At 69.6% G+C, this 20,390-nt stretch carries 16 protein-coding genes; 4 read left to right on the top strand and 12 right to left on the bottom strand.

Features of this window, described 5'->3' with window-relative positions; translation table 11 throughout:
- Nucleotides 1–176 precede the first annotated feature (176 nt).
- From ACIQ7M_RS10745 to ACIQ7M_RS10735, 3 genes are all read right to left on the bottom strand, one after another.
- The gene (locus tag ACIQ7M_RS10745) at nucleotides 177–1,274 is read right to left on the bottom strand and encodes an amidase domain-containing protein (protein WP_403642163.1); all 1,098 of its coding nucleotides are present in this window, start codon (nucleotides 1,272–1,274) and stop codon (nucleotides 177–179) included.
- A 207-nt stretch (nucleotides 1,275–1,481) separates the two neighbouring features.
- Nucleotides 1,482–2,777 carry a hypothetical protein gene (locus tag ACIQ7M_RS10740; RefSeq protein ID WP_403642160.1) on the bottom strand — a complete coding sequence of 432 codons (1,296 nt, stop codon included), beginning with the start codon at nucleotides 2,775–2,777 and terminating at the stop codon, nucleotides 1,482–1,484.
- 92 nt (nucleotides 2,778–2,869) lie between these two features.
- On the bottom strand, nucleotides 2,870–4,951 hold the full coding sequence (locus tag ACIQ7M_RS10735; RefSeq protein ID WP_403642157.1) for a transglycosylase domain-containing protein: 2,082 nt from the start codon (nucleotides 4,949–4,951) through the stop codon (nucleotides 2,870–2,872).
- A 321-nt stretch (nucleotides 4,952–5,272) separates the two neighbouring features.
- Between ACIQ7M_RS10735 and ACIQ7M_RS10730 the strand changes: the two genes are divergently transcribed.
- Nucleotides 5,273–5,500 carry a zinc ribbon domain-containing protein gene (locus ACIQ7M_RS10730; RefSeq protein WP_355772071.1) on the top strand — a complete coding sequence of 76 codons (228 nt, stop codon included), beginning with the start codon at nucleotides 5,273–5,275 and terminating at the stop codon, nucleotides 5,498–5,500.
- Between the two features lie 364 nt (nucleotides 5,501–5,864).
- On the opposite strand, the gene ACIQ7M_RS10725 is transcribed toward ACIQ7M_RS10730, so the two are convergent.
- The 3 genes from ACIQ7M_RS10725 to ACIQ7M_RS10715 are packed head-to-tail and all read right to left on the bottom strand — an operon-like array spanning nucleotide 5,865 to nucleotide 10,461.
- Entirely contained in the window at nucleotides 5,865–6,698 is an 834-nt protein-coding gene (locus ACIQ7M_RS10725; RefSeq protein WP_403642154.1) for an HAD family hydrolase, read from the bottom strand.
- Nucleotides 6,698–9,247: a phosphoribosyltransferase gene (locus tag ACIQ7M_RS10720; RefSeq protein ID WP_403642151.1), complete on the bottom strand. Its 2,550-nt coding sequence runs from the start codon at nucleotides 9,245–9,247 to the stop codon at nucleotides 6,698–6,700. Before ACIQ7M_RS10720 ends, ACIQ7M_RS10725 begins: the two co-directional genes overlap by 1 nt.
- 44 nt (nucleotides 9,248–9,291) lie before the next feature.
- On the bottom strand, nucleotides 9,292–10,461 hold the full coding sequence (locus tag ACIQ7M_RS10715) for an HpcH/HpaI aldolase/citrate lyase family protein (protein WP_403642148.1): 1,170 nt from the start codon (nucleotides 10,459–10,461) through the stop codon (nucleotides 9,292–9,294).
- 180 nt (nucleotides 10,462–10,641) lie between these two features.
- On the opposite strand from ACIQ7M_RS10715, the gene ACIQ7M_RS10710 reads away from it, so the two are divergent.
- A complete protein-coding gene (locus ACIQ7M_RS10710) occupies nucleotides 10,642–11,547 on the top strand; it encodes a TerD family protein (RefSeq protein WP_403642145.1) in 906 nt (301 codons plus the stop codon).
- Between the two features lie 64 nt (nucleotides 11,548–11,611).
- Here ACIQ7M_RS10710 and ACIQ7M_RS10705 read toward each other — a convergent pair whose 3' ends face one another.
- The 6 genes from ACIQ7M_RS10705 to ACIQ7M_RS10680 all read right to left on the bottom strand — a co-directional run bounded on the left by ACIQ7M_RS10705 (nucleotide 11,612) and on the right by ACIQ7M_RS10680 (nucleotide 16,162).
- Nucleotides 11,612–12,349, bottom strand: coding sequence for a Tellurium resistance (locus tag ACIQ7M_RS10705; protein ID WP_389839339.1), 738 nt, complete (start codon nucleotides 12,347–12,349; stop codon nucleotides 11,612–11,614).
- An 89-nt stretch (nucleotides 12,350–12,438) separates the two neighbouring features.
- Complete coding sequence (locus ACIQ7M_RS10700) at nucleotides 12,439–13,587, bottom strand: DUF475 domain-containing protein (protein WP_386984401.1); 1,149 nt, start codon at nucleotides 13,585–13,587, stop codon at nucleotides 12,439–12,441.
- Nucleotides 13,588–13,723: 136 nt separating this feature from the next.
- Nucleotides 13,724–14,299 carry a TerD family protein gene (locus tag ACIQ7M_RS10695; RefSeq protein ID WP_355776141.1) on the bottom strand — a complete coding sequence of 192 codons (576 nt, stop codon included), beginning with the start codon at nucleotides 14,297–14,299 and terminating at the stop codon, nucleotides 13,724–13,726.
- 101 nt (nucleotides 14,300–14,400) lie between these two features.
- Nucleotides 14,401–14,976, bottom strand: coding sequence for a TerD family protein (locus tag ACIQ7M_RS10690; protein WP_386984399.1), 576 nt, complete (start codon nucleotides 14,974–14,976; stop codon nucleotides 14,401–14,403).
- Between the two features lie 114 nt (nucleotides 14,977–15,090).
- Nucleotides 15,091–15,549: a peroxiredoxin gene (locus ACIQ7M_RS10685; RefSeq protein WP_403642140.1), complete on the bottom strand. Its 459-nt coding sequence runs from the start codon at nucleotides 15,547–15,549 to the stop codon at nucleotides 15,091–15,093.
- 184 nt (nucleotides 15,550–15,733) lie between these two features.
- Nucleotides 15,734–16,162, bottom strand: a complete 429-nt coding sequence (locus tag ACIQ7M_RS10680; protein ID WP_326788028.1) for a DUF3052 domain-containing protein — start codon at nucleotides 16,160–16,162, stop codon at nucleotides 15,734–15,736.
- A gap of 464 nt (nucleotides 16,163–16,626) precedes the next feature.
- Between ACIQ7M_RS10680 and aceE the strand changes: the two genes are divergently transcribed.
- Together aceE and ACIQ7M_RS10670 are read left to right on the top strand one after the other, a co-directional pair.
- Complete coding sequence (aceE, locus tag ACIQ7M_RS10675) at nucleotides 16,627–19,374, top strand: pyruvate dehydrogenase (acetyl-transferring), homodimeric type (RefSeq protein WP_355775746.1); 2,748 nt, start codon at nucleotides 16,627–16,629, stop codon at nucleotides 19,372–19,374.
- Nucleotides 19,375–19,457: 83 nt separating this feature from the next.
- The gene (locus ACIQ7M_RS10670; protein WP_403642136.1) at nucleotides 19,458–20,240 is read left to right on the top strand and encodes a potassium channel family protein; all 783 of its coding nucleotides are present in this window, start codon (nucleotides 19,458–19,460) and stop codon (nucleotides 20,238–20,240) included.
- The last annotated feature ends 150 nt before the right edge of the window (nucleotides 20,241–20,390 follow it).

Below are 20,390 nucleotides of genomic sequence, written 5' to 3'. Positions count from 1 at the left end.
CGCCGAATGGTCTCCCCGGCGGCCTCGCCGAAAGGCTCCCCGGCTGCCCCGCCGAAAGGCTCCCCGGCTGCCCCGCCGAAGAGGATTCCCCGGCTGCCCGCCGAGAAGTCTCCTTCCGGCTGCGCGCCGAGGAGCCCTCTCCCCGGCAGCTTCGCCGGGGAGAGGACCCTGACCGGTCAGGTGCGGTACCCGTAGTACGCCGCGTTCGGATACGCCGCGAGCAGGCTCGACAGCGAGCGGCGGTAGGTGTCGGTGTCGTGGTACGTCAGGTACGGCACCCCGCCGCCGCTGCGGTACGACGTGATCATGGAGTGGTCCTTGGACCCGTCCTTGTCGAAGTCCATCTGCATCACGTCGCCGACGTCCATCTGGTACACGTTCGCCAGGGGCGTGGAGCGGTGGGCGGTCTGGGTGAACCAGGACAACTCGTTGACGCCGACCCAGGTGTCGGTCTGGGTGGACGCCGTGTAGTTCCAGGTGCCGTACTCCTCACCGGAGCTCGCGACCGTCGCCCAGCCGCCCGCCTTCAGGGACTGGCTGACGTAGTTGGTGCAGTCGCCGCCGACGGAGTTGAAGCTGCGGTAGGCGGGGTTGTAGTTCTTCCAGTACGTCTCGGCGTACGTCGCCATGGCCGCGTAGTCGTACGGGCCGCCGGTGAGCGTCTTGGGGTTGGCGGGCGCGGGGTACGTGGTCGCTGCCCGGGGGGCGTCGACAGCGGCCATCGTGGTCTTCGTGAGCTTCGTCGTGACGGGCTGGTTGATCTGCCGGGGGCCCTTGTCGGTCGAGCGCTCGCCCGTCAGCTTCCAGGTGCCGTCGGCCTGGGCCGCGAAGGTCAGGACGTGGTGGGCGCGGAAGCCCGTGGTGGCGGGCTCGTCTCCGCGGATCCTCCGGTAGGTGAGGGTGGTGGTCTCGGTGACCCAGGCGGTGGCGAGACGGCCGGTGACCCGGGTCCGGTTCACGGCGACCTCGGTGTCGGCGGCGCTGTAGGCCTCGCCGAGGGCGGCGAGGCGGGAGCGGGTGCCGTGCAGTGCGGAGACGGCGGTGGTCTCGGTGCGCGCGAGGGTGCCGGGGACCCGGATGCCGGAGGTGGTCGCCTTCAGGGCCGTAGGGGCCTTCGGGGCCGTGTCCAGCAGGGCGGCCGTGCGGTCGGTGAACACGGCGTCGCCCACGCGGCCGAAGGCATCGGCCGTCGACGCGGTCACCCGGGGGGTGGGGGCCGCCGCGTGGGCGGCGGACAGGGGCAGCAGGAGGGCGGAGAGGGTGAGCGCCCCCACGACGGAACAACTGCGGCTTAAGTTCTTCGGTGTCACTGAAGATTCTCCTTGATCCCCGGTCGGACTCCAGGGAAGGGAATCTTTACATGTCCCACTCAACTGTGCCGACTCCGGGGGGAGTTCGCGTCCAGTGCAACCAAGTCCCTTATGTCGCGGGTAAGTTGATCTCAGTGAGCGGGATCGGGATCGCCGTCCGGATGGCGGGCCCTACTTCACCACGGTCGACCAGTCCGGCGACTGGGCGGGGTCCAGGCCGCGCAGGCGTTCGAGGGTCTCCGGCTTCTGCACGTCGAGCCAGTCGGACAGCTCCTGGAAGGACACACATTTCACGCCCTTCTTCGTGCACACGTTCTTGATGACCTGGTCGATGGACTTCATGTAGATGCCGCCGTTCCAGTCCTCGAAGTGGTTGCCGATGAACAGCGGTGCCCGGCTGCCGTAGTAGACGCGGTTGAAACCGGCCATGTAGGAGTTGACCGTCTCCTGCTCCCACTGCGGGTACTGGGCCGGGTTCCCCTCGGTCTCACCGTCGGACTGGTTGTAGAGGAAGTTGAAGTCCATGGACAGGCCTTGGTACTTGCCGTTCTCGTAGGGGAGCATCTGGAGCGGGAAGTCCCACATGCCCTCCTTCTTCGTGGGCCATATCTGGAAGTCGCCCGCGGAGCTGGCGTCGTAGCGCCAGTTGTACTTCTTCGACGTGGCCTTCATGGCCTTGAGCAGGTTCTTCTGCCCTTCGAGGCACGGCGCGCGTCCCCCGCTGATGGCCTTGGCCGGGTCGAAGGGGAGCGACGGCACGTCGGCGTAGCCGGTGTTGGTCCTCCACTTCTCCACGAAGGAGAAGAACTGGTTGATCTCGCTCTCCCACTCCTCGACGCTCCAGTCCCCGCCGCCCTTGTCGCCGCAGAAGTGGCCGTTGAAGTGGGTGCCGATCTCGTTGCCGGCCTTCCACGCCTTGCCGAGCTCCTCCAGCGTGGTGCGTATGTGGTCGTCGGTGGCGTAGCTGATGGCCGCCGATCCGGGCGAGTGCATCGGCGGTTCGTAGAGCGTCTTCTTGTCCTTGGGCAGCAGATAGATGCCGGTCAGGAAGAACGTCATGTGGGCGTTGTACTGCTCGGCCATCTCCCGGTAGTGGGAGAAGAGCTCGTCGTCGCCCTGGAGGGCGCCGTCCCAGGAGAAGACGACGAACTGGGGAGGCTTCTCACCGGGCTTGAGCGGTACGGCCTTCAACTCGCCCTTCTGCGGGCCGGTGTAGGCCGTGGAGCCGTCGCCCAGCACGCGGACCTTGCCGTCCCACGGCGGTTCCTTCTTCACCTTGGTGGCCGGGCCGTGCGCGCGGGCGGAGGCGGCCGGGGTGGTGTGGTCGGTGTTGAGGGCCAGGTAGGTGGCGGCCGTGGACGTGACGACGAGGAAGGCCGTCATGGCCGCGAAGCCCTGGCGTGCGGAGGCCGCGGCGGAAGCGGGATCGGACTCACGGCGCCGGCGCCGGCTGTGCTTCGAGTTCATACGGGGCACATTCTGCGAGGGGGACGGAAGGAGCGTGGCGCGGCCACCGGGTGGCCGTCGGCGGGGCCGAGCCGGACGGTCGGCCGACGGGATCAGCGAAGCGGGCTCATCGCACCGGACCAGATGCCGTACGGCACGTCGGCGACGGGTGCGCCGGCGATCCCCTTGAGCGGCAGCGGTTCGAGGCTCTTGGTCAGGTCGATGCGGTACAGGACCACGGCCGTCGACACGGAGGCGTTCGAGCCCACGTACCAGGCGGACTTGTCGTCCAGCGTGGCGCCCCGCTTGCCGGCCACCTTCACCGAGAGGGGGGCCGCGCCCGGGTGGCCGATGCGGAAGGAGTCCGCGAGCGCGTCGGTGACCTGGCGGGCCACCTCGGCGCGCATGGCGCGGTGGGGCGCGGGCATGTCCAGCCGCACGCGGGAGCCGTTGCGGGTGATGCGCTTGACCGAGTACGGCGCGTAGTGCGTTCCGTCGGCGGCGAAGGTGGCGTAGGCGCTGGCCATGCGGATGGCGCTCGGGGTGGCGGCGCCGAGGGACATGCCCGGCACCTGCGGTCCGATGCTGGAGGACAGCAGGCCCGAGGCCTCGGCGGTCTCGCGCACCTTGTCCAGGCCGGCGTCCATGCCGAGCTGCATGAACGGGGTGTTCACGTTCTGGGCGAGCGCCGAACGCAGCGAGATCTGGCCGTAGTTCTTGTTGCCCTCGTTGTGGGCGGCGACCTTCTTGCCGCCGCGGTCCCAGTAGGGGCCCTCGGGTGTGCTGACCGGGACGCCGTCGTTGCCGTCGTACAGCGTCTCGGGGGTGACCGGTGCGGCCGCGCCCTCACGGGTCTTGTGGACGCCGTTCTCCAGGGCGGCGGCGTAGACGAAGGGCAGGAACGCCGAACCGGCGGGGACCGTGGTCGCGTTGGACTCGTTGTAGCCCTGCTTGCGGTGGTCGGGGCCGCCGTAGACGGCGAGGATCCGGCCGTCGTCGGCGATCGAGGCGGCACCGTAGTGGGCGGCCTTCGCGTTGTCCGGGTCGTCCTTCTTCGCCTGCTTGCGGGCCTTGGCCACGGCGTCGGTGAGCGCGGTCTCGCGCTTGCGGTCGAAGGTCGTGTAGATCTGGTAGCCGCCGAGGTCGAAGTCCCGGTCGGAGATGTGCCCGGCCTTCTTGGCGTACTGGGTCGCCAGTTCGACCAGGTAGTCGCTCTGCTTACCGGTGTCGTAGCTCCCGCTCTGCTTGATCGGCTCGGGGAACTTCGTGTACGTGGCCCGCTCGGCGGCCGAGAGCTTGCCGGTCTTGACCATGCGGTCGAGGATCCAGGACCAGCGTTCCACGGCGCGCTGGTGGTTGGCCTCGCTCAGGGTGGGGTCGTAGAGGCCGGCGCCCTTGAGGAGCGAGGCGAGGAACGCGCCCTCGCTGGCGTTGAGGTGGCTCACGTCCTTGCCGTAGTAGGCCTGCGAGGCCCGCTGGAGGCCGTAGGTGCCGCGCCCGAACCAGCTCGTGTTGAGGTATCCCTCGAGGATCTTGTCCTTGCTCATCTTGTTGTCGAGCTTGAGGGCGATCATGGCCTCGGTGAACTTGCGGGTCACCGAACGGTTCTGGGTCAGATAGACGTTCTTGACGTACTGCTGGGTGATGGTGGAGCCGCCCTGGGTGTCCCCCTGGCCGACCGTCCTGACCAGCGCGCGGGCCAGGCCCTTGGCGGAGATGCCGGGGTCGCTGTAGAAGCTCTCGTTCTCCGCCGCGAGGACCGCCGAGCGCACGTCCTTCGGTATGTCCTTCAGCGGCATGTCCTGGCGTCGCACCCAGCCGGTACGGGCCATCGGCGTGCCGTCCGACCAGAAGTAGAGATTGTCCTGCTGGGTGGCATATGTGTTCAGGTTCTGGGGTATGTCGGTTGCCGCATAGGCAATGACGAGCAGCGAACCGCTCAGACCCATGGACAGCGCGAAGGCGCCGAGCCACTGCCGCCAGGAGGGCAGCCAGCGCCGCAGTCCGGTGCGACCGGGGCGCGGATAGGCGGGTTTGAGGCGCCGCGCGTACGGCTTGAGGCCTGCGGCCAGTCGGGCCGGCGCGGAGGGCTGCGAGGGCTTGCGACGGCTGCCGCGACCGCGCTGCGGTCCGGATATGTCAGCCACGGCGCCCTCCCGCGCCCTGGCGGCCCAAAGACAGGGGATTCGAGGCATCGTTGTGATGCCATGTCCTGGTCACGACTGCGTCTCCCTCCGCACTCCGGATCTGCGCGCGCGGGTAGTTGCAGCGGCCGCTTTCGCGGCTGCGAGCCCCCCTCCCCGACCTTGCGGCTCGTCGCGGCCCTATTAAATTATCAGCGACCAATCCAATCCCTTCGATCAGCAACGAGACAAAAAAGCTCAGAGCTCAACTAGTTCCACTGCTTCACCCAGTGCGAGCAGTCGTAACTCCCGCCCCGGAAGGCTCGTTCCGCCACGCACGACGAGAGCCGCCGAGCCCTCCGAACGGCGGCCCGTTCCGGCTAACCTGTGCGCATGCCTCGCTACGAGTACCGCTGCCGGACCTGCGGCGACACCTTCGAACTGAGCCGTCCCATGGCCGAGTCGGCCGCCCCCGCGGCCTGCCCCGCCGGGCACGACGACACCGTCAAACTGCTGTCGGCGGTCGCCGTCGCGCGGGGCGGTTCGGCGTCCGCGCCGGCGCCCCAGCCGCGTTCGAGCGGCGGCGGTGGCGGTTGCTGCGGCGGCGGCTGCTGCGGCTGACCGCGGGGATTTCTTACCAACTCTTCAGTCTCGTCCCGAATCGGACCCCGGCGTGTCGCGGCGGCATGGAATCGGTCACACCAACGGGACCGCGCCGGGGGCAAGTTCGACACATCCCTCAAGCCGACCCGAACCGGACGCGTCGCGGACCGGACGCGTGGAGGGACCGGAGCCCGGCGGAGTCCCGGCTCGACGGAAAAGCGCCGGAGTCAGGGAGTCCGAGCGCTCGCCTCCGAACACGGCTCGGCATGCCGGTCGAAACGACTCCGGTCCCGGGCGGGGGCGCCGAGGGGCTGATCGCCCCCGGCACACCCCTCACCACGGGACCGGATCAAGAATCGGAATTCAGCATTCCGTATTGAGTTCAGACAAGTCCCCGGGCGGCCTCGGCGCAGGCGCCCGTGAACTCGCGCAGGATGCGCTCCCCGGCCAGGACACCCCGCTCCGGCAGCGCGGTGATCGCCGGTGCCGTCCAGTCGGCCTCTGCGAGTTCACCGTGGCCCGGACGCCAGCCGCGGTCGGCGGCGAGCAGGAGGTCGGCGTCGAGCAGCGAGTCCCCGGCGGCGAGGGTGAGCGGGGCGCCGGTGCGGCGGGCGACCTCGCGCACGGCCGCGCTCTTGGTGAGCGGCCCGGGCACGGCGTAGATCTTGCGGCCCTGCAACGAGACCGTCCAGCCGCGGCTCTCCGCCCACACGGCCAGGTCCTTGACCCACTGCTCGGGCAACAGCTCCCGCTCGACCACGAGATAGGCGAACAGGTCCTCGGCGATCCGGTGCTTGCGCACCCAGTGCGGGTCCGCGGTCGCCATCAGGTGGTCCCGGACCTCGTCGAGCGGCGCGCACTCGGCGGCGAGCCGCTCCTGCACGGCCCTGTGCCAGTCGAGGTCGGAGACGCCGTCGACGAGCAGGTGTCCGCCATTGGCGCAGATCGCGTACTCGGGCTCCGGGCCGGGCAGGTTGATGCGCTGGTACTGCTTGCGGGTGCGGGTCGTGGTGGGCACGAAGTGCGCGACGTCGCCGAGTTCGGTGAGCAGCCCGGCGGCCGTCTCCGTCATGTAGGAGAGGGGCTTGTTCTCGTGCACCTCGACGCAGAGCAGCCGGGGCGCGCGGACGTCGGGCATGGTGAGCGCGAGCGCGGCGGAGGAGTAGATGAGTGTGCGGTCGAGGTCGCTGGCGACGAGCACCTTGGGCGTGGACATCAGAGGGTGACCGCCTTGCCGTCGGCACCGGTGGCGCCACGCGTGTACTTCGGGTGGATCAACCCCACACAGGTGTACGGGAGTTCGTCGACCTCCTCGACGGGCACCCCGCGCTGTCCGGCGAGCAGCCGGACGTGGTCGAGGTCGGCGCCCGCTCCGGCGCGGGCGAGGATCTTCCAGGGGACCCGGCGCAGCAGTACCCGGGTGGTCTCGCCGACGCCCGGCTTGACGAGGTTCACGTCGTGGATGCCGTACTCCTCGCTGATCCGTTCGACCGCCGCCCAGCCCTCCCAGGTGGGTTCGCGGTCGGCGGCGAGGAGTTCCTTCGCCCGGTCGCGGGCGGATTCGGCGACGTCGGGGAAGTGGGCGGCGACGGCGTCCAGGAAGGCGACGGAGACGTCGGAGCCGGCGAGCTCGCGGTAGAACTTCGCGCCGTGGAAGTCGTGTTCGCCGACCAGGTCGGAGCGCAGGACGGTGCGGGAGATCAGCCCGGAGACGGTCGAGTTGAGGCAGGCGGAGGGGATGAGGAAGTCCTCGCGGGTGCCGTACGTGCGCACGCAGGAGCCGGGGTCGGCGAGGACCGCTATCTCCGGGTCGAAGCCGGTGATGCCCTCGGCCTCCTCGAACTCCTCGATGGCGTCGGCGAGTTCGCGGGTGATGGCGCCCTTGCCGGTCCAGCCGTCGACGAAGACGACGTCGGCGGGGTCGTGGTGGGCGGCGAGCCAGCGCAGCGCGTTGGCGTCGATGCCGCGGCCGCGGACGATGGAGACGGCGTAGTGCGGCAGGTCGAGGCCGTGCTGGTGCTGGGCCCAGCGGCGCATCAGGATGCCGACGGGGGTGCCGGCGCGGGCCAGGGACACCAGGACGGGGCGCGGGGACCGGTCGGCGAGCACGAGTTCGGTCACGGCGCCGACGGCCTCGGCGATCCGGGCGGCGGAGGCGTCGAGGGCGGCGTGGAAGAGCTCCTGGTACGCGGTGCTCGGCTGGTACTCGACCGGCAGCGACTCGGCGTAGTGGGCGCCGCCGCTCTGGATGGCCTCCTCGCGCTCCTCGGTCGGCGCCTCCAGCGTCACGTCCGACAGGTCCCGCAGCAGCCAGCCGACCTCGTCGGGGGCGTACGAGGAGAAGGCGGGGCCGCGGAGGGGCTCGGGCAGCATGGAGGGCCTTTCGGTGGACGGCCGTGCGGGCGTGTACGAGGGCACGACGGCGAGCAGGACGTGCGGGGTGTGCGCCGCCAACTGTGCCAACAGACCGTCGGGCGCGTGCAGTTCGGGGGTGTCGGCGGCCGAGTCGACGACCGCGACGACGGCGTCGAAGCCGGCGCCGGCGACGTTGTAGGCGTAGCGCTCGCCGGGTCCGTCGTCCGGGTCGTCGTGGGCCGGGAAGGCGATGCGGCTGCGGATGGCGTAGCCGGGGTCGTCGAGGGCGAGGACCGGGGAGCGGGTCGTGGTGGAGAAGCGCACCTCGGCGGGGACGGACCGCTCCAGCTCGTGGGCCAGTCGCAGCGGCGCGTACATCAGTTCCTCGAAGCCGAGGACCAGGACGCGCTCCGCGCCGTCGGGCAGGGCGTCGGCGAGCCGTGCCGCCATGGCGGGCAGGGCGGCCTCCAGGCGTATTCGGTGTCCGGGGGTGAATCCGTGCCGTCCGCCGTCGGGGAGGCCGTGGGGCCAGCCGAGGTCGACGCGGACGGCCGGGCCGGTGTCCGGGGCGGCGGGGGTGCCGGGGGCCGCCGTCTCGTGGCGGGCGACCAGGGCGGTCCCCTTGGCCAGGACGTCCTCGGGCAGGCGCACCGTGCCGGACGCGGCCGCGATCAGGTCCACGCGGGCGCCGATGTCTCCGGCGAACTTCTCGAAGCGCGCGTGGTCGGCGGCCGAGCGCATGTCGACGAGCGCCACGACGACATACCGCTCGCGCGGGTAGCGCCCGTGCAGGTCGCGGATCGTGTTGAGGACGGTGTTGCCGGTGGAGAACTCGTCGTCGACGAGGACCAGCGGTCCGGAGCCGGCGAGCAGGCCCGGGTCCTCGGGCAGGAGGAGGTGCGAGGTGGCGTGCGAGTGGGACTCCTCGAAGCCGCCCGCCGGCCGGACTCCGCGGACCGGGCGGCGGGTGGAGTGGAGGTAGGGGGCGACGCCGATCCCGTCCGCGACGGAGTGGCCGAGCCCGGTGGCCGTCTCGGCGTATCCGAGGACGACGGCCGCGCGGGCGTCCTCGGTGCCCAGCAGCTCGCGCACGCGCCGGCCGAGCTCGACGCCGTACCCGTGGACCGCGGCCGGGGACCGCGGCACGTGCTTGCCGAGGACGTTCGAGACGAGCAGGTGGGCGCGCTTGGGGTTGCGGCGCAGCGCGAGCCCCAGCAGGCCGCTCAGGCCCTCGTCGCCGACGAGCTCGACGCCGAGCCGCTCGGCGACCCAGGTCCCCGTCCACACCGCGTCGTCCGCGGGGTCCGTGGCGGGCGTGGGGTCCGGGCCCTGCACGCCGTCCGGGCCGTGCACGCCGTCCGGGCCGTCTCCGCCGTCGGGGTGGTGCGGGTCGTGCGCTGGGGTGTTCATCTGTTCCTTGCTGTCGGGGGTGCGCGTGGCTCGGCCGGACCGGCTCACGCCGGGAGTCCGGCGGTGAGCAGTTCGACGAAGCCGATGTCCTCGCGGGCGACCCCGAAGACCTCCGCGCGCAGCAGGGTGCGCTCGGCCCAGGCGCGATGCGGCTTCACCTCGTTCATTTTGTTCGTGTACGCCGATCTCAGTACACCCCCGCCGCCGCGCTCCGGCCTGAGGATGTCCTGGGCGTCACTGAATTCCTCGTGGCTGACCACGGAGAGTGCGTGGACGGGCGGCACGTGCGAGGGGTGGATGCAGGTCTTGCCCATGAGGCCGTTGGCCTGGTCGAGGGCGATCTCGCGCAGCAGTCCGTCCATGGCGTGTTCGAGCAGCCGCTCGCGCAGTTCCTCCGCCTCGCCCTCCAGGAAGGGGCTGCGGCGGAGCTGCGGCTTGAACATGCGTTCCGGGACGCGGAAGTACTCCCAGACGGGCCCGGTGACGGTGAAGCCGCTGCCGTCGGCCCGCCCCAGCATGTTCACCACGTCGGCGATCACGGAGGCGACGACCTGGACGTCGTAGGCGGTCATGTCGGGGGCGCGGCGCAGCCCGTAGGAGGAGCAGAAGTCGGTCACGCCGAGCCGCAGCGCGAGCACCCGGTCGCGGTACTTGTCGACGGCGCGGAAGATGCCCTCCAGGGTCTCCACGCGCGATTCGCGGTAGAGCAGCTCGGGCGACTCCAGGACGGGCATGGCGAAGAGCCGCCTGCCGCTCTCCGCCTCGGCGGCGGCGAGGGCCTCCAGGAAGGGTGTGCCGCGTTCCTCGGTGAATTTCGGCATCACGAAGCCGGACAGCAGCCGGACCGCGGGGCCGAGGCGGCGTACGAGGTCGGGGATCTGCTCGGGGAAGCGGACGCGGATGAACAGCAGGGGCGGCTCGCCGGTGTCCGGGCGGGCCGCGAGGTCGGTGAACTGGCGGACCAGGTTCTCCTCGGCGCCCACGACCTCGGAGTCGTCGATCGAGTCCTCCAGGCACAGCACCATGGAGACGACCCCGCGTGCGGCCTGCTTGAGGATGTCGTCGGCGAGCGTCGGCCGGGTGGCCGGGCTGTACAGCGTCGCGCCGAGGGCGGCGGCGAGCACTCTGGCCGGGGAGCCGGACGTGAAGACGCCGGGCTCCTGGTGGAAGAGCCGCTGCCGCTCCTCCGGGGTGACGTGACCGAAATGACGCATGGGACTCCCCCGCGGCGGCTAGGTGGCCGAATCTGATGTGGCCGGTAATGGTACGTACGTTTCCATGTCAGAGATTCCCACCGGGCGTGAAGTTCAGGTAACTCCACCATGTCCAATACCGGCCGGTTCCGGAACGACCCCACATTGTCGTGACCAGGACCGACAGGGCAGGATGACCGCATGACGCACGCGATGCTGAAAGGGTCGAACGTCCCGCTGGACGCCACGGCGGTGCGCGCCGTCCTGCGCTGGACGCCCGGCCAGGACGTCCCCGATGTCGATGCCTCCGCGCTGCTCCTCGGCCCCGACGGTCGTGTGCGATCCGACGAGGACTTCGTCTTCTACAACCAGCCCCGGCATCCGTCGGGCAAGGTCTGGCGGCTCGGCAAGAAGCGCGGCGCCGAGGGCCTCACCGACACGATCCAGACGGATCTGACGGGTGTCGAGCCCGGCGTCGGACAGATTCTCCTGGTCGCATCGGCGGACGACGTCACCTTCGACCACGTACGCGATCTGCGCATTCTGCTGTACGACGCGGCCATCGCGGACGGTGAACCTCTGGCGTACTTCGACATCAAGCCGGAGACCGGTGCGGAGACCGCGCTGATCTGCGGCGAGCTGTACCGGCGCGGTGACGGGTGGAAGTTCCGGGCGCTCGGTGAGGGCTACTCCAACGGTCTGGTGGGGCTCGCGACCGATTTCGGGATCTCGGTGGACGAGTCGGAGGCCGCCGCGGCGGCCGGGTCGGCGCCGGAGACGGCCGCCTGGGCCGCGCCCGCCGCGGCTCCCGAGACCTCGCAGCCGCTGCCGCCCGAGCACGCGGCCCCGGTCACGCAGCAGCCGGCCCCCGTCCCGCAGCAGCCCGCGTACGGCTATCCGGGGCCCGCCGCGGCGGCCTCAAACGGTCCGGCGTACGGCTACCCGCAGCCCGCCGGACGGCAGGAGGATCCTTCCGCCTACGGCTATCCGCAGCCGCAGAGCGCCCCGGCCACGCAGCCCGCGTACGGGTTCCCGCAGGCGGTGGGCGCGGGTGCCGACCCGGACTTCCGGCTGCCGCCGCAGGGGCCGCAGTTCCTCTCCCGCTGAGTCCGGCGGGGGCGGGCGCCCGGGGCCGGCCGTGCGGGAGCACCGCGGGCCGGCCGGACACGCCCTAACGGTCGGCCTTCGACTTGTAGCCGCGGCCCCACTGGAGCCCCCAGCCGTAGAGGCGGTCGAGTTCGGCCTGGAAGCCGTACACGAACCGGACCTCGCGGCGCACGGTCACCTCGCCCTTGTTGCACTCGATCATGACGACGGCGCAGGACCGGGCCTGCGGATGGCGCTCCTCCAGGCCGATCTCGATGCGCGGGCCGTTGCTCGGAAAGAGCGTGATGACGGCGTGCGTGCGGTCGAAGGCCGGGGTGCTGTCGTAGATGTAGACGAAGACCAGCAGGCGTTTGATGTCGTCGCGGTGGTCGAGGTTGACGTAGGCCGTCTCGCCCGAGCCGGAACCGAAGCGGTCGTCGCCGCTGAGCTTCACGAACGGCGGGGCGTTGAGTTCGCCGAAGAAGCTGCCGAGCGGCTGGACGACGCCCTTGGTGCCGTCCGTCAGCTCGTACATGACGCCGAGGTCGAGGTCGACGTTGACCATGCTCTGGGTGTGCGCCTGCACCACTTCCGGCTTGAAGGTGCGGAAGGGATGGCGCAGCAGACTGCCGCGCTGCGGTCCGCCGATGTCGGACGTGCGCATCCGCCAGGACAGGTTGATGCGGAGGTTGCCGCTGGCCGCGCCCTGCCTGGTGAGCGAGACCGTGTGGTTGCGCTTGGTCATTTCGATGGAGTTGGAGGCCGCGCTGCCGGAGTCGAAGTCCGCCGAGCGGCCGCGCCACAGGTCCTGCCAGATGCCCATTCGGCCCCCCACGTGTCCGGTATGCGGCGGGGCGGTCGACGAGGACTCGTCGACCGCCCCGCTCAGAGCGTTCCTCAGCCGAAGGGGTGTCACACCCCGGACGAGACCTCAGCCTTCTCGTCCGAGGTCGGGGCTTTTCCCTCGGCCTCGGCGAGCGCCTTGTTGCGGCGCACCGAGGACCAGAAGGACCAGCCGATCAGGACGACGCCGACGAGGCCGGTGATGACCTCGTTGATCTCGTACTGGATGGTCACGAGGAGGATCCCGGCGAGGGCGCCGATGGCGTAGTGCGCGCCGTGCTCCAGGTAGACGTAGTCGTCGAGGGTGCCCTGGCGGACCAGGTAGACGGTGAGCGACCGGACGTACATGGCGCCGATGCCGAGGCCGAGCGCCATCAGGACGATGTCGTTGGTGATGGCGAAGGCGCCGATGACGCCGTCGAAGGAGAAGGAGGCGTCCAGGACTTCCAGGTAGAGGAACATGAAGAACGCGGCCTGGCCGGCGAGGACGATGGCCGGCTTCTTCTTGCCGGTCCGCTCGGCCTCCTCCTCTTCCTCGTGTTCGCGCTCCTCCTCCTCTTCGAGCTTGTCCTCGAAGTAGCCGGAGAGACCGCCGACGATCATGTACGTGATCAGGCCCGCGATGCCGGAGATCAGTACGGTCTGTGCCTTGTCGACGTGTCCGCCGCCGTGCTGGTGGGCGTGGACGGCGAAGGTCATGGAGGTGATGAGCAGGACGATCAGGGCGATGCAGACCGACAGCATGTCGACCTTGCCGAGCTTGGCCAGCGGCCGCTCGATCCAGCGCAGCCACTGGATGTCCCGGTCCTCGAAGATGAAGTCGAGGAAGATCATGAGCAGGAACATGCCACCGAAGGCGGCGATCGACGGGTGGGCGTCGGTGACGAGCTGCTGGTACTGGTCCTTGTCGTTCAGCGCGAGATCGACCGCGTCGATCGGGCCGATCTTGGCGCTGATCGCGACGATCACGACGGGGAAGACCAGACGCATGCCGAAGACGGCGATCAGGACACCGACCGTGAGGAAGATCTTCTGCCAGAAGGCATTCATCTTCTTCAGGATCCCGGCGTTGACCACCGCGTTGTCGAAGGACAGCGAGATCTCCAGGACGGCCAGGATCGCCACGATGCCGAAGGCGGTCCACCCCCCGTAGACGGCCGCCGCGGCCAGACCGAGCGCGGTGATCGCGAACGACCAGCCGAAGGTTTTCAGAAGCACTGGCTACCCAATCATCGTGTGGTGGGGGCACCCCCAAGCGGTGGCTCAGGGAGTGCACAGCCCCCGTGCCGTACTCGGCTTTACCTACCTTTGACCACGAAGTCTAAGGGGCCGCCTTCGGCTGATACAGGTGGGTCTAGGAAACATTGACCCCGAAGTCGAGTGCGATGCCCCGCAGTCCCGACGCGTACCCCTGGCCGACGGCGCGGAACTTCCATTCCGCGTTGTAGCGGTAGACCTCGCCGAAGATCATCGCCGTTTCGGTGGAGGCGTCCTCGGAGAGGTCGTAGCGTGCGAGTTCCTGGCCGTCCGCCTGGTTGACGACGCGGATGTACGCGTTGCCGACCTGGCCGAAGGTCTGGCCGCGGTTGTCCGCGTCATGGATGGACACGGGGAAGACGATCTTGTCGACCACGGCGGGGACCTTGGCGAGGTCGATCAGGATCGACTCGTCGTCGCCCTCGCCCTCACCCGTGAGGTTGTCGCCGGTGTGCTCGACGGAGCCGTCCGGGCTCTTGAGCTGGTTGTAGAAGATGAACCACTCGTCCCCGAGCACACGGCCGCTGCTGCACAGCAGCGCGCTCGCGTCGAGGTCGAAGTCGGCTCCGGTGGTGGAGCGCGCGTCCCAGCCGAGCCCGATCATCACGTGTGTGAGGTTCGGTGCGGCCTTCGAGAGGGAGACATTGCCCCCCTTGGCGAGCGTGACGCCCATGATGCTGGTCCTCCCGAGGTGCGATCTTCTGTTGGTACGGCCGGTCCGGTGCCGCACCGAGACGGTGCGGCACCGGACCGGGATGCCCGAGGCCTGCGGACTCAGACGTTGACGCCGAAGTCCTGCGCGATGCCGCGCAGGCCCGAGGCGTAGCCCTGGCCGATGGCGCGGAACTTCCACTCGGCGCCGTTGCGGTAGAGCTCGCCGAAGACCATGGCGGTCTCCGTCGAGGCGTCCTCGGAGAGGTCGTAGCGGGCGATCTCCGCGCCGCCCGCCTGGTTCACCACGCGGATGTACGCGTTGCGGACCTGGCCGAAGGACTGCTGGCGGTTCTCGGCGTCGTAGATCGAGACCGGGAACACGACCTTCTGGACGTCGGCCGGAACGGTCGCGAGGTTGACCTTGATCTCCTCGTCGTCGCCCTCGCCCTCGCCAGTGGTGTTGTCACCGGTGTGCTCGACCGAGCCGTCCGGGCTCTTCAGGTTGTTGAAGAACACGAAGTTCTGGTCGCTGCTGACCTTGCCGTCCGCGTTCGTGAGGATGGCACTGGCATCGAGGTCGAAGTCCACGCCGGTGGTGGTCCGGGCGTCCCATCCCAGGCCGACGATGACCGCGGTCAGTCCCGGGGCCTCCTTCGACAGCGAAACGTTGCCGCCCTTGCTGAGGCTGACTCCCACGAGTCCTCCCAATGGTGTTCAGGGGCGGGGAGCCCCGTAGGTGCGTTGGTATCGGATCAACGGTTCGATCCTAGTGACGGGTTCCCGTGCCCCGCAGGGCTTGGAACCGAAGAATCACAGGGTGTCGAGCGCCTTGACGTACTCGTTCAGGTCACGCGCGTCCGGCAGCGCGTTGACGACGGTCCAGCGGACGACGCCCTCCTTGTCGATGATGAACGTGCCGCGCACGGCACAGCCCTTGTCCTCGTCGAAGACGCCGTACGCGCGCGAAGTGTTGCCGTGCGGCCAGAAGTCGGAGAGCAGCGGGTACTCCAGGCCCTCCTGCTCGGCGAAGACGCGCAGGGTGTGGATGGAGTCGTTGGAGACCGCGAGGAGCTGGGTGTCGCGGTCCGTGAACTGCGGCAGGTTGTCGCGCAGGGAGCACAGCTCGCCGGTGCACATGCCGGTGAAGGCGAAGGGGTAGAAGAGCAGTACGACGTTCTTCTCGCCCCGGAAGTCGGAGAGCCTCACGGTGGCGCCGTGGTTGTCCTTCAGCTCGAAGTCCGGGGCCTTGGTGCCGACCTCGACGGCCATAGTCACTCGCTTCCCTTCCAAGGGTCCGTTCGGGTGACGACCAGCGTACGCAGTGATCGGCCCGCGCCGGCGGCGCGGCCCCCGCCGGATCCCCCGGATGCCGGTTCCGGGTATGCGTGAGGCCCCCGCCGAGGTGGCTCGGCGGGGGCCTCACGGATGCTCTGCTTGCAGACGGGGCTGCAGCTCAGCGCTTCGACTTGGGGGTGGCCAGGCGGGTGCCCGACCACTCCTTGCCGACGGAGATGCTCTTCGTCTGGGAGAGGCCGGCTGTCTGTGCGGCATCGCTGATGTCGCTGGGCTCGACGTAACCGTCCCTGCCGGTCTTCGGGGTCAGCAGCCAGATCTGGCCGCCGTCCTCAAGGAGACCGATGACGTCCACCAGTGCGTCCGTGAGATCGCCGTCCTCGTCCCGGAACCACAACAGCACCACATCGGCGACGTCGTCGTAGTCCTCGTCGACCAGATCCTGGCCGATCAGCGATTCGATGCCTTCACGGAGCTCGTGGTCAACGTCGTCGTCGAAGCCGATCTCCTGGACCACCTGTCCGGGCTCGAACCCCAGCCTGGCGGCCGGGTTGGTCCGCTCCTCCGCGTGGTCCGCGGTCGCGCTCACGGCTTGCCTCCTGATCATGTTTCGGAATGGGGGTCTCCCTCTGCTCGTCCAGAGCGGGGGGATCTCAGCCACGCGCGTACGCGAAGCGTTGGCCGTAGTCCACACGGGCGGAGCGGATCGCGCAAGTACCCGGCCGCCGAGACCGCCGAAACGGTGACGATCCTGGCAGTGCCGACGCGATTCCCGACGGGCCATCATGACGCCACGTGACGGGCACCACACACTTCTGCCCCATTTATTCCCTTCGGAACCCTCGGTGCGTGCGAAAGCCGAACGGCTTTGCGGAACGCGTCACCCCCTGAGCGTATCGTTACGTTTTGGTCGAGACCGTCCCAACGGTCCGCTCGAGCGTCTCGGTTACCCCCTGGTAGAGATGACGTAGGCGTTCGCGGGGTACACGATGGGGATCGGTGCAGATGCAGGGAAAACCCACGAAGACAGCCCTCTGACAGCGAAGGAACAGCGTGGCTTCCGGATCCGATCGCAACCCGATCATCATTGGCGGCCTTCCCAGCCAGGTCCCGGACTTCGACCCTGAGGAGACTCAGGAGTGGCTCGACTCCCTCGACGCCGCCGTCGACGAGCGCGGCCGCGAGCGGGCCCGCTATCTGATGCTGCGGCTGATCGAGCGAGCCCGCGAGAAGCGCGTGGCCGTGCCCGAGATGCGCAGCACGGACTACGTCAACACGATCGCGACCAAGGACGAGCCGTTCTTCCCGGGCAACGAGGAGATCGAGCGCAAGGTCCTCAACGCGACCCGCTGGAACGCCGCCGTGATGGTCTCCAGGGCGCAGCGCCCCGGCATCGGCGTGGGCGGCCACATCGCGACCTTCGCCTCCTCCGCCTCGCTCTACGACGTCGGCTTCAACCACTTCTTCCGCGGCAAGGACGAGGGCGACGGCGGCGACCAGATCTTCTTCCAGGGGCACGCCTCCCCCGGCATCTACGCCCGCGCGTTCCTTCTCGACCGGCTCTCCGAGCAGCAGCTCGACGCGTTCCGCCAGGAGAAGTCGAAGGCGCCCTTCGGACTGTCCTCGTACCCGCACCCGCGGCTGATGCCGGACTTCTGGGAGTTCCCGACCGTGTCGATGGGCCTCGGCCCGCTCGGCGCGATCTTCCAGGCGCGGATGAACCGCTACATGGAGGCGCGCGGTATCGCGGACACCTCCAAGTCCCACGTCTGGGCGTTCCTCGGCGACGGCGAGATGGACGAGCCGGAGTCGCTGGGCCAGCTCTCGATCGCCGCGCGGGAGGGCCTGGACAACCTGACCTTCGTCGTGAACTGCAACCTCCAGCGCCTCGACGGCCCGGTGCGCGGCAACGGCAAGATCATCCAGGAGCTGGAGTCGCAGTTCCGGGGCGCCGGCTGGAACGTCATCAAGCTGGTCTGGGACCGCACCTGGGATCCGCTGCTCGCGCAGGACCGCGACGGGGTGCTCGTCAACCGGCTGAACACCACGCCGGACGGTCAGTTCCAGACGTACGCCACGGAGACGGGCGCGTACATCCGCGACCACTTCTTCGGTGACGACCACCGGCTGCGCGCGATGGTCGAGAACATGAGCGACGACCAGATCCTGCACCTGGGGCGCGGCGGTCACGACCACAAGAAGATCTTCGCGGCGTTCTCGGCGGCCAAGGCGCACGCGGGCCAGCCGACGGTGATCCTGGCGCAGACGGTGAAGGGCTGGACGCTCGGCCCGAACTTCGAGGGCCGCAACGCCACGCACCAGATGAAGAAGCTGACGGTCGCCGACCTCAAGGGCTTCCGCGACCGGCTGCACCTGCCGATCTCCGACAAGGAGCTGGAGGACGGCGCGCCGCCGTACTACCACCCGGGCCGGAACTCGGAGGAGATCCAGTACATGCACGACCGCCGCAAGGGCCTCGGCGGTTACGTGCCGACGCGGATCGTGCGGTCGAAGCCTCTGGTCCTGCCCGAGGACAAGACGTACGCGAGCGTGAAGAAGGGCTCGGGTCAGCAGTCCATCGCCACGACCATGGCGTTCGTGCGGCTGCTCAAGGACCTCATGCGGGACAAGGAGATCGGCAAGCGGTTCGTGCTGATCGCGCCCGACGAGTACCGCACGTTCGGCATGGACTCGTTCTTCCCGAGCGCGAAGATCTACAACCCGCTGGGCCAGCAGTACGAGTCGGTGGACCGCGAACTGCTGCTCGCCTACAAGGAGTCGCCGACCGGCCAGATGCTGCACGACGGCATCTCCGAGGCGGGCTGCACGGCCTCGCTGATCGCGGCGGGTTCGGCGTACGCCACGCACGGCGAGCCGCTCATCCCGGTGTACGTCTTCTACTCGATGTTCGGTTTCCAGCGCACGGGTGACCAGTTCTGGCAGATGGCCGACCAGTTGGCGCGCGGATTCGTCCTGGGCGCGACCGCCGGGCGGACCACGCTGACCGGTGAGGGTCTCCAGCACGCGGACGGCCACTCGCAGCTCCTGGCCTCGACGAACCCCGGCTGTGTCGCCTACGACCCGGCGTTCGGCTTCGAGATCGCGCACATCGTCCAGGACGGTCTGCGCCGCATGTACGGCTCGTCCGAGGAGCACCCGCACGGCGAGGACGTCTTCTACTACCTCACCGTCTACAACGAGCCGCTCCAGCACCCGGCCGAGCCGGAGAACGTGGACGCCGAGGGCATCCTGAAGGGCCTCTACCGCTTCAGCGAGGGCACCTCGGGCACCATCCCCGCGCAGATCATGGCGTCCGGCATCGGCGTCACCTGGGCGCTGGAGGCGCAGCGGATCCTCGCCGAGGAGTGGAACGTCAGGGCCGACGTCTGGTCGGCGACCTCCTGGAACGAGCTGCGGCGCGAGGCGGTCGACGTCGAGCGGCACAACCTGCTGCACCCCGAGGAGGAGCAGCGCGTCCCGTACGTGACGCGGAAGCTGTCCTCCGCCCAGGGCCCGTTCGTGGCCGTCTCCGACTGGATGCGCTCGGTTCCCGACCAGATCTCCCGGTGGGTGCCGGGCACCTACCAGTCCCTCGGCGCGGACGGCTTCGGCTTCGCGGACACGCGCGGCGCGGCCCGGCGCTTCTTCCACATCGACGCGCAGTCGATCGTGGTCGCCGTGCTGACCGAGCTGGCCCGTGAGGGCAAGGTGGACCGGTCGGTGCTGAAGCAGGCGGTCGACCGCTACCAGCTTCTCGACGTGCGGGCGGCCGACCCGGGCGCGGCGGGCGGCGACGCGTAGGGCGTGACGGCCGACAGGGCCGACCAGGGGCGGCGGGCCGGTGGCCCGCCGCCCCTCACCCGTTTTCTTTCTACGATGCGGGCATGAACGAAGAATCGGCGCAGGCCCGTTGGGAGCTGCGCACCCAGCGGCCCCTGCTCGTCCTCGCGGTGGCGTTCGCCCTCGCCTACGCCGTGCCGATCGTGGACAGCGACGCCGGCCGCACCGTCACGTTCACCTGCACGGTCGTGGAGTGGGTGGTGTGGGGGGCCTTCGCGGCCGACTACCTCGTGCGGCGCGCTCTCGCCCCGCGGCGGCGGGCGTTCGTCCGCGGCCACTGGATGGACCTGTGCGCCGTGATCCTGCCGATGCTTCAGCCGCTGCGGCTGCTGCGGCTCGTCTCCACCCTGACGCTGGTCGGGCGGCGCGCCCGGATGGCCTCCCAGATACGGCTGACGACGTACGTCGGGGGCGCGGTCGTCGGGCTGCTGATGTTCGGCTCGCTGGCCGTGCTGTCGGTGGAGCGGGACTCGCCGAACGGGAACATCAAGACGCTGGGTGACGCGGTGTGGTGGTCGTTCACCACGATGACGACCGTCGGGTACGGCGATCACGCCCCGACGACGGGGATGGGCCGTGTCCTCGCGGTCGGCCTGATGCTCTCCGGGATCGCGCTCCTCGGTGTGGTCACCGCGAACATCGCCGCCTGGTTCATCTCGCGGTTCGAGAAGGACGACGTGGAGGAGCGGCGGCAGACCGCGGCGATCGAGGCGCTCACGGCCGAGGTGCGGGCGCTGCGGGCCGAGGTCGCCGCCCTGACCGGCGGCCCGGGAATCCTGCCGCATCCCTTGGCGGCGACGGGCTCGGAGGAGCACTCCCCCACATAGCCGGACGGCCGCCCGCGGGACCGCGCACAGTCCGGGGGCGCGGCGCCGTCCGGCCGAGCCGGTGGGGCTGCCGCCCGAACAGCCGTCGCCCGTACGTACGCACCGATGAGCCGGCCCGGACGAGCCGATGGGCCCGCGTGCCGCTCGGCG

This window comes from Streptomyces sp. NPDC096324 (assembly GCF_044763015.1).
Classification (GTDB): domain Bacteria; phylum Actinomycetota; class Actinomycetes; order Streptomycetales; family Streptomycetaceae; genus Streptomyces.
Note: the sequence above shows the minus strand (reverse complement) of the source record. Positions and strands in the feature narration are given on the sequence as shown.

What these genes read in the sequence shown, in the direction of transcription:
- ACIQ7M_RS10720 (WP_403642151.1), bottom strand. Translation starts at nt 9,247, where the DNA reads ATGAACACCCCAGCGCACGACCCGCACCACCCCGACGGCGGAGACGGC.
- ACIQ7M_RS10685 (WP_403642140.1), bottom strand. Translation starts at nt 15,549, where the DNA reads ATGGCCGTCGAGGTCGGCACCAAGGCCCCGGACTTCGAGCTGAAGGAC.
- ACIQ7M_RS10725 (WP_403642154.1), bottom strand. Translation starts at nt 6,698, where the DNA reads ATGTCCACGCCCAAGGTGCTCGTCGCCAGCGACCTCGACCGCACACTC.
- ACIQ7M_RS10735 (WP_403642157.1), bottom strand. Translation starts at nt 4,951, where the DNA reads ATGCCTCGAATCCCCTGTCTTTGGGCCGCCAGGGCGCGGGAGGGCGCC.
- ACIQ7M_RS10705 (WP_389839339.1), bottom strand. Translation starts at nt 12,349, where the DNA reads ATGGGCATCTGGCAGGACCTGTGGCGCGGCCGCTCGGCGGACTTCGAC.
- ACIQ7M_RS10730 (WP_355772071.1), top strand. Translation starts at nt 5,273, where the DNA reads ATGCCTCGCTACGAGTACCGCTGCCGGACCTGCGGCGACACCTTCGAA.
- ACIQ7M_RS10695 (WP_355776141.1), bottom strand. Translation starts at nt 14,299, where the DNA reads ATGGGCGTCACGCTCGCCAAGGGGGGCAATGTCTCCCTCTCGAAGGCC.
- ACIQ7M_RS10740 (WP_403642160.1), bottom strand. Translation starts at nt 2,777, where the DNA reads ATGAACTCGAAGCACAGCCGGCGCCGGCGCCGTGAGTCCGATCCCGCT.
- ACIQ7M_RS10710 (WP_403642145.1), top strand. Translation starts at nt 10,642, where the DNA reads ATGACGCACGCGATGCTGAAAGGGTCGAACGTCCCGCTGGACGCCACG.
- ACIQ7M_RS10715 (WP_403642148.1), bottom strand. Translation starts at nt 10,461, where the DNA reads ATGCGTCATTTCGGTCACGTCACCCCGGAGGAGCGGCAGCGGCTCTTC.
- ACIQ7M_RS10670 (WP_403642136.1), top strand. Translation starts at nt 19,458, where the DNA reads ATGAACGAAGAATCGGCGCAGGCCCGTTGGGAGCTGCGCACCCAGCGG.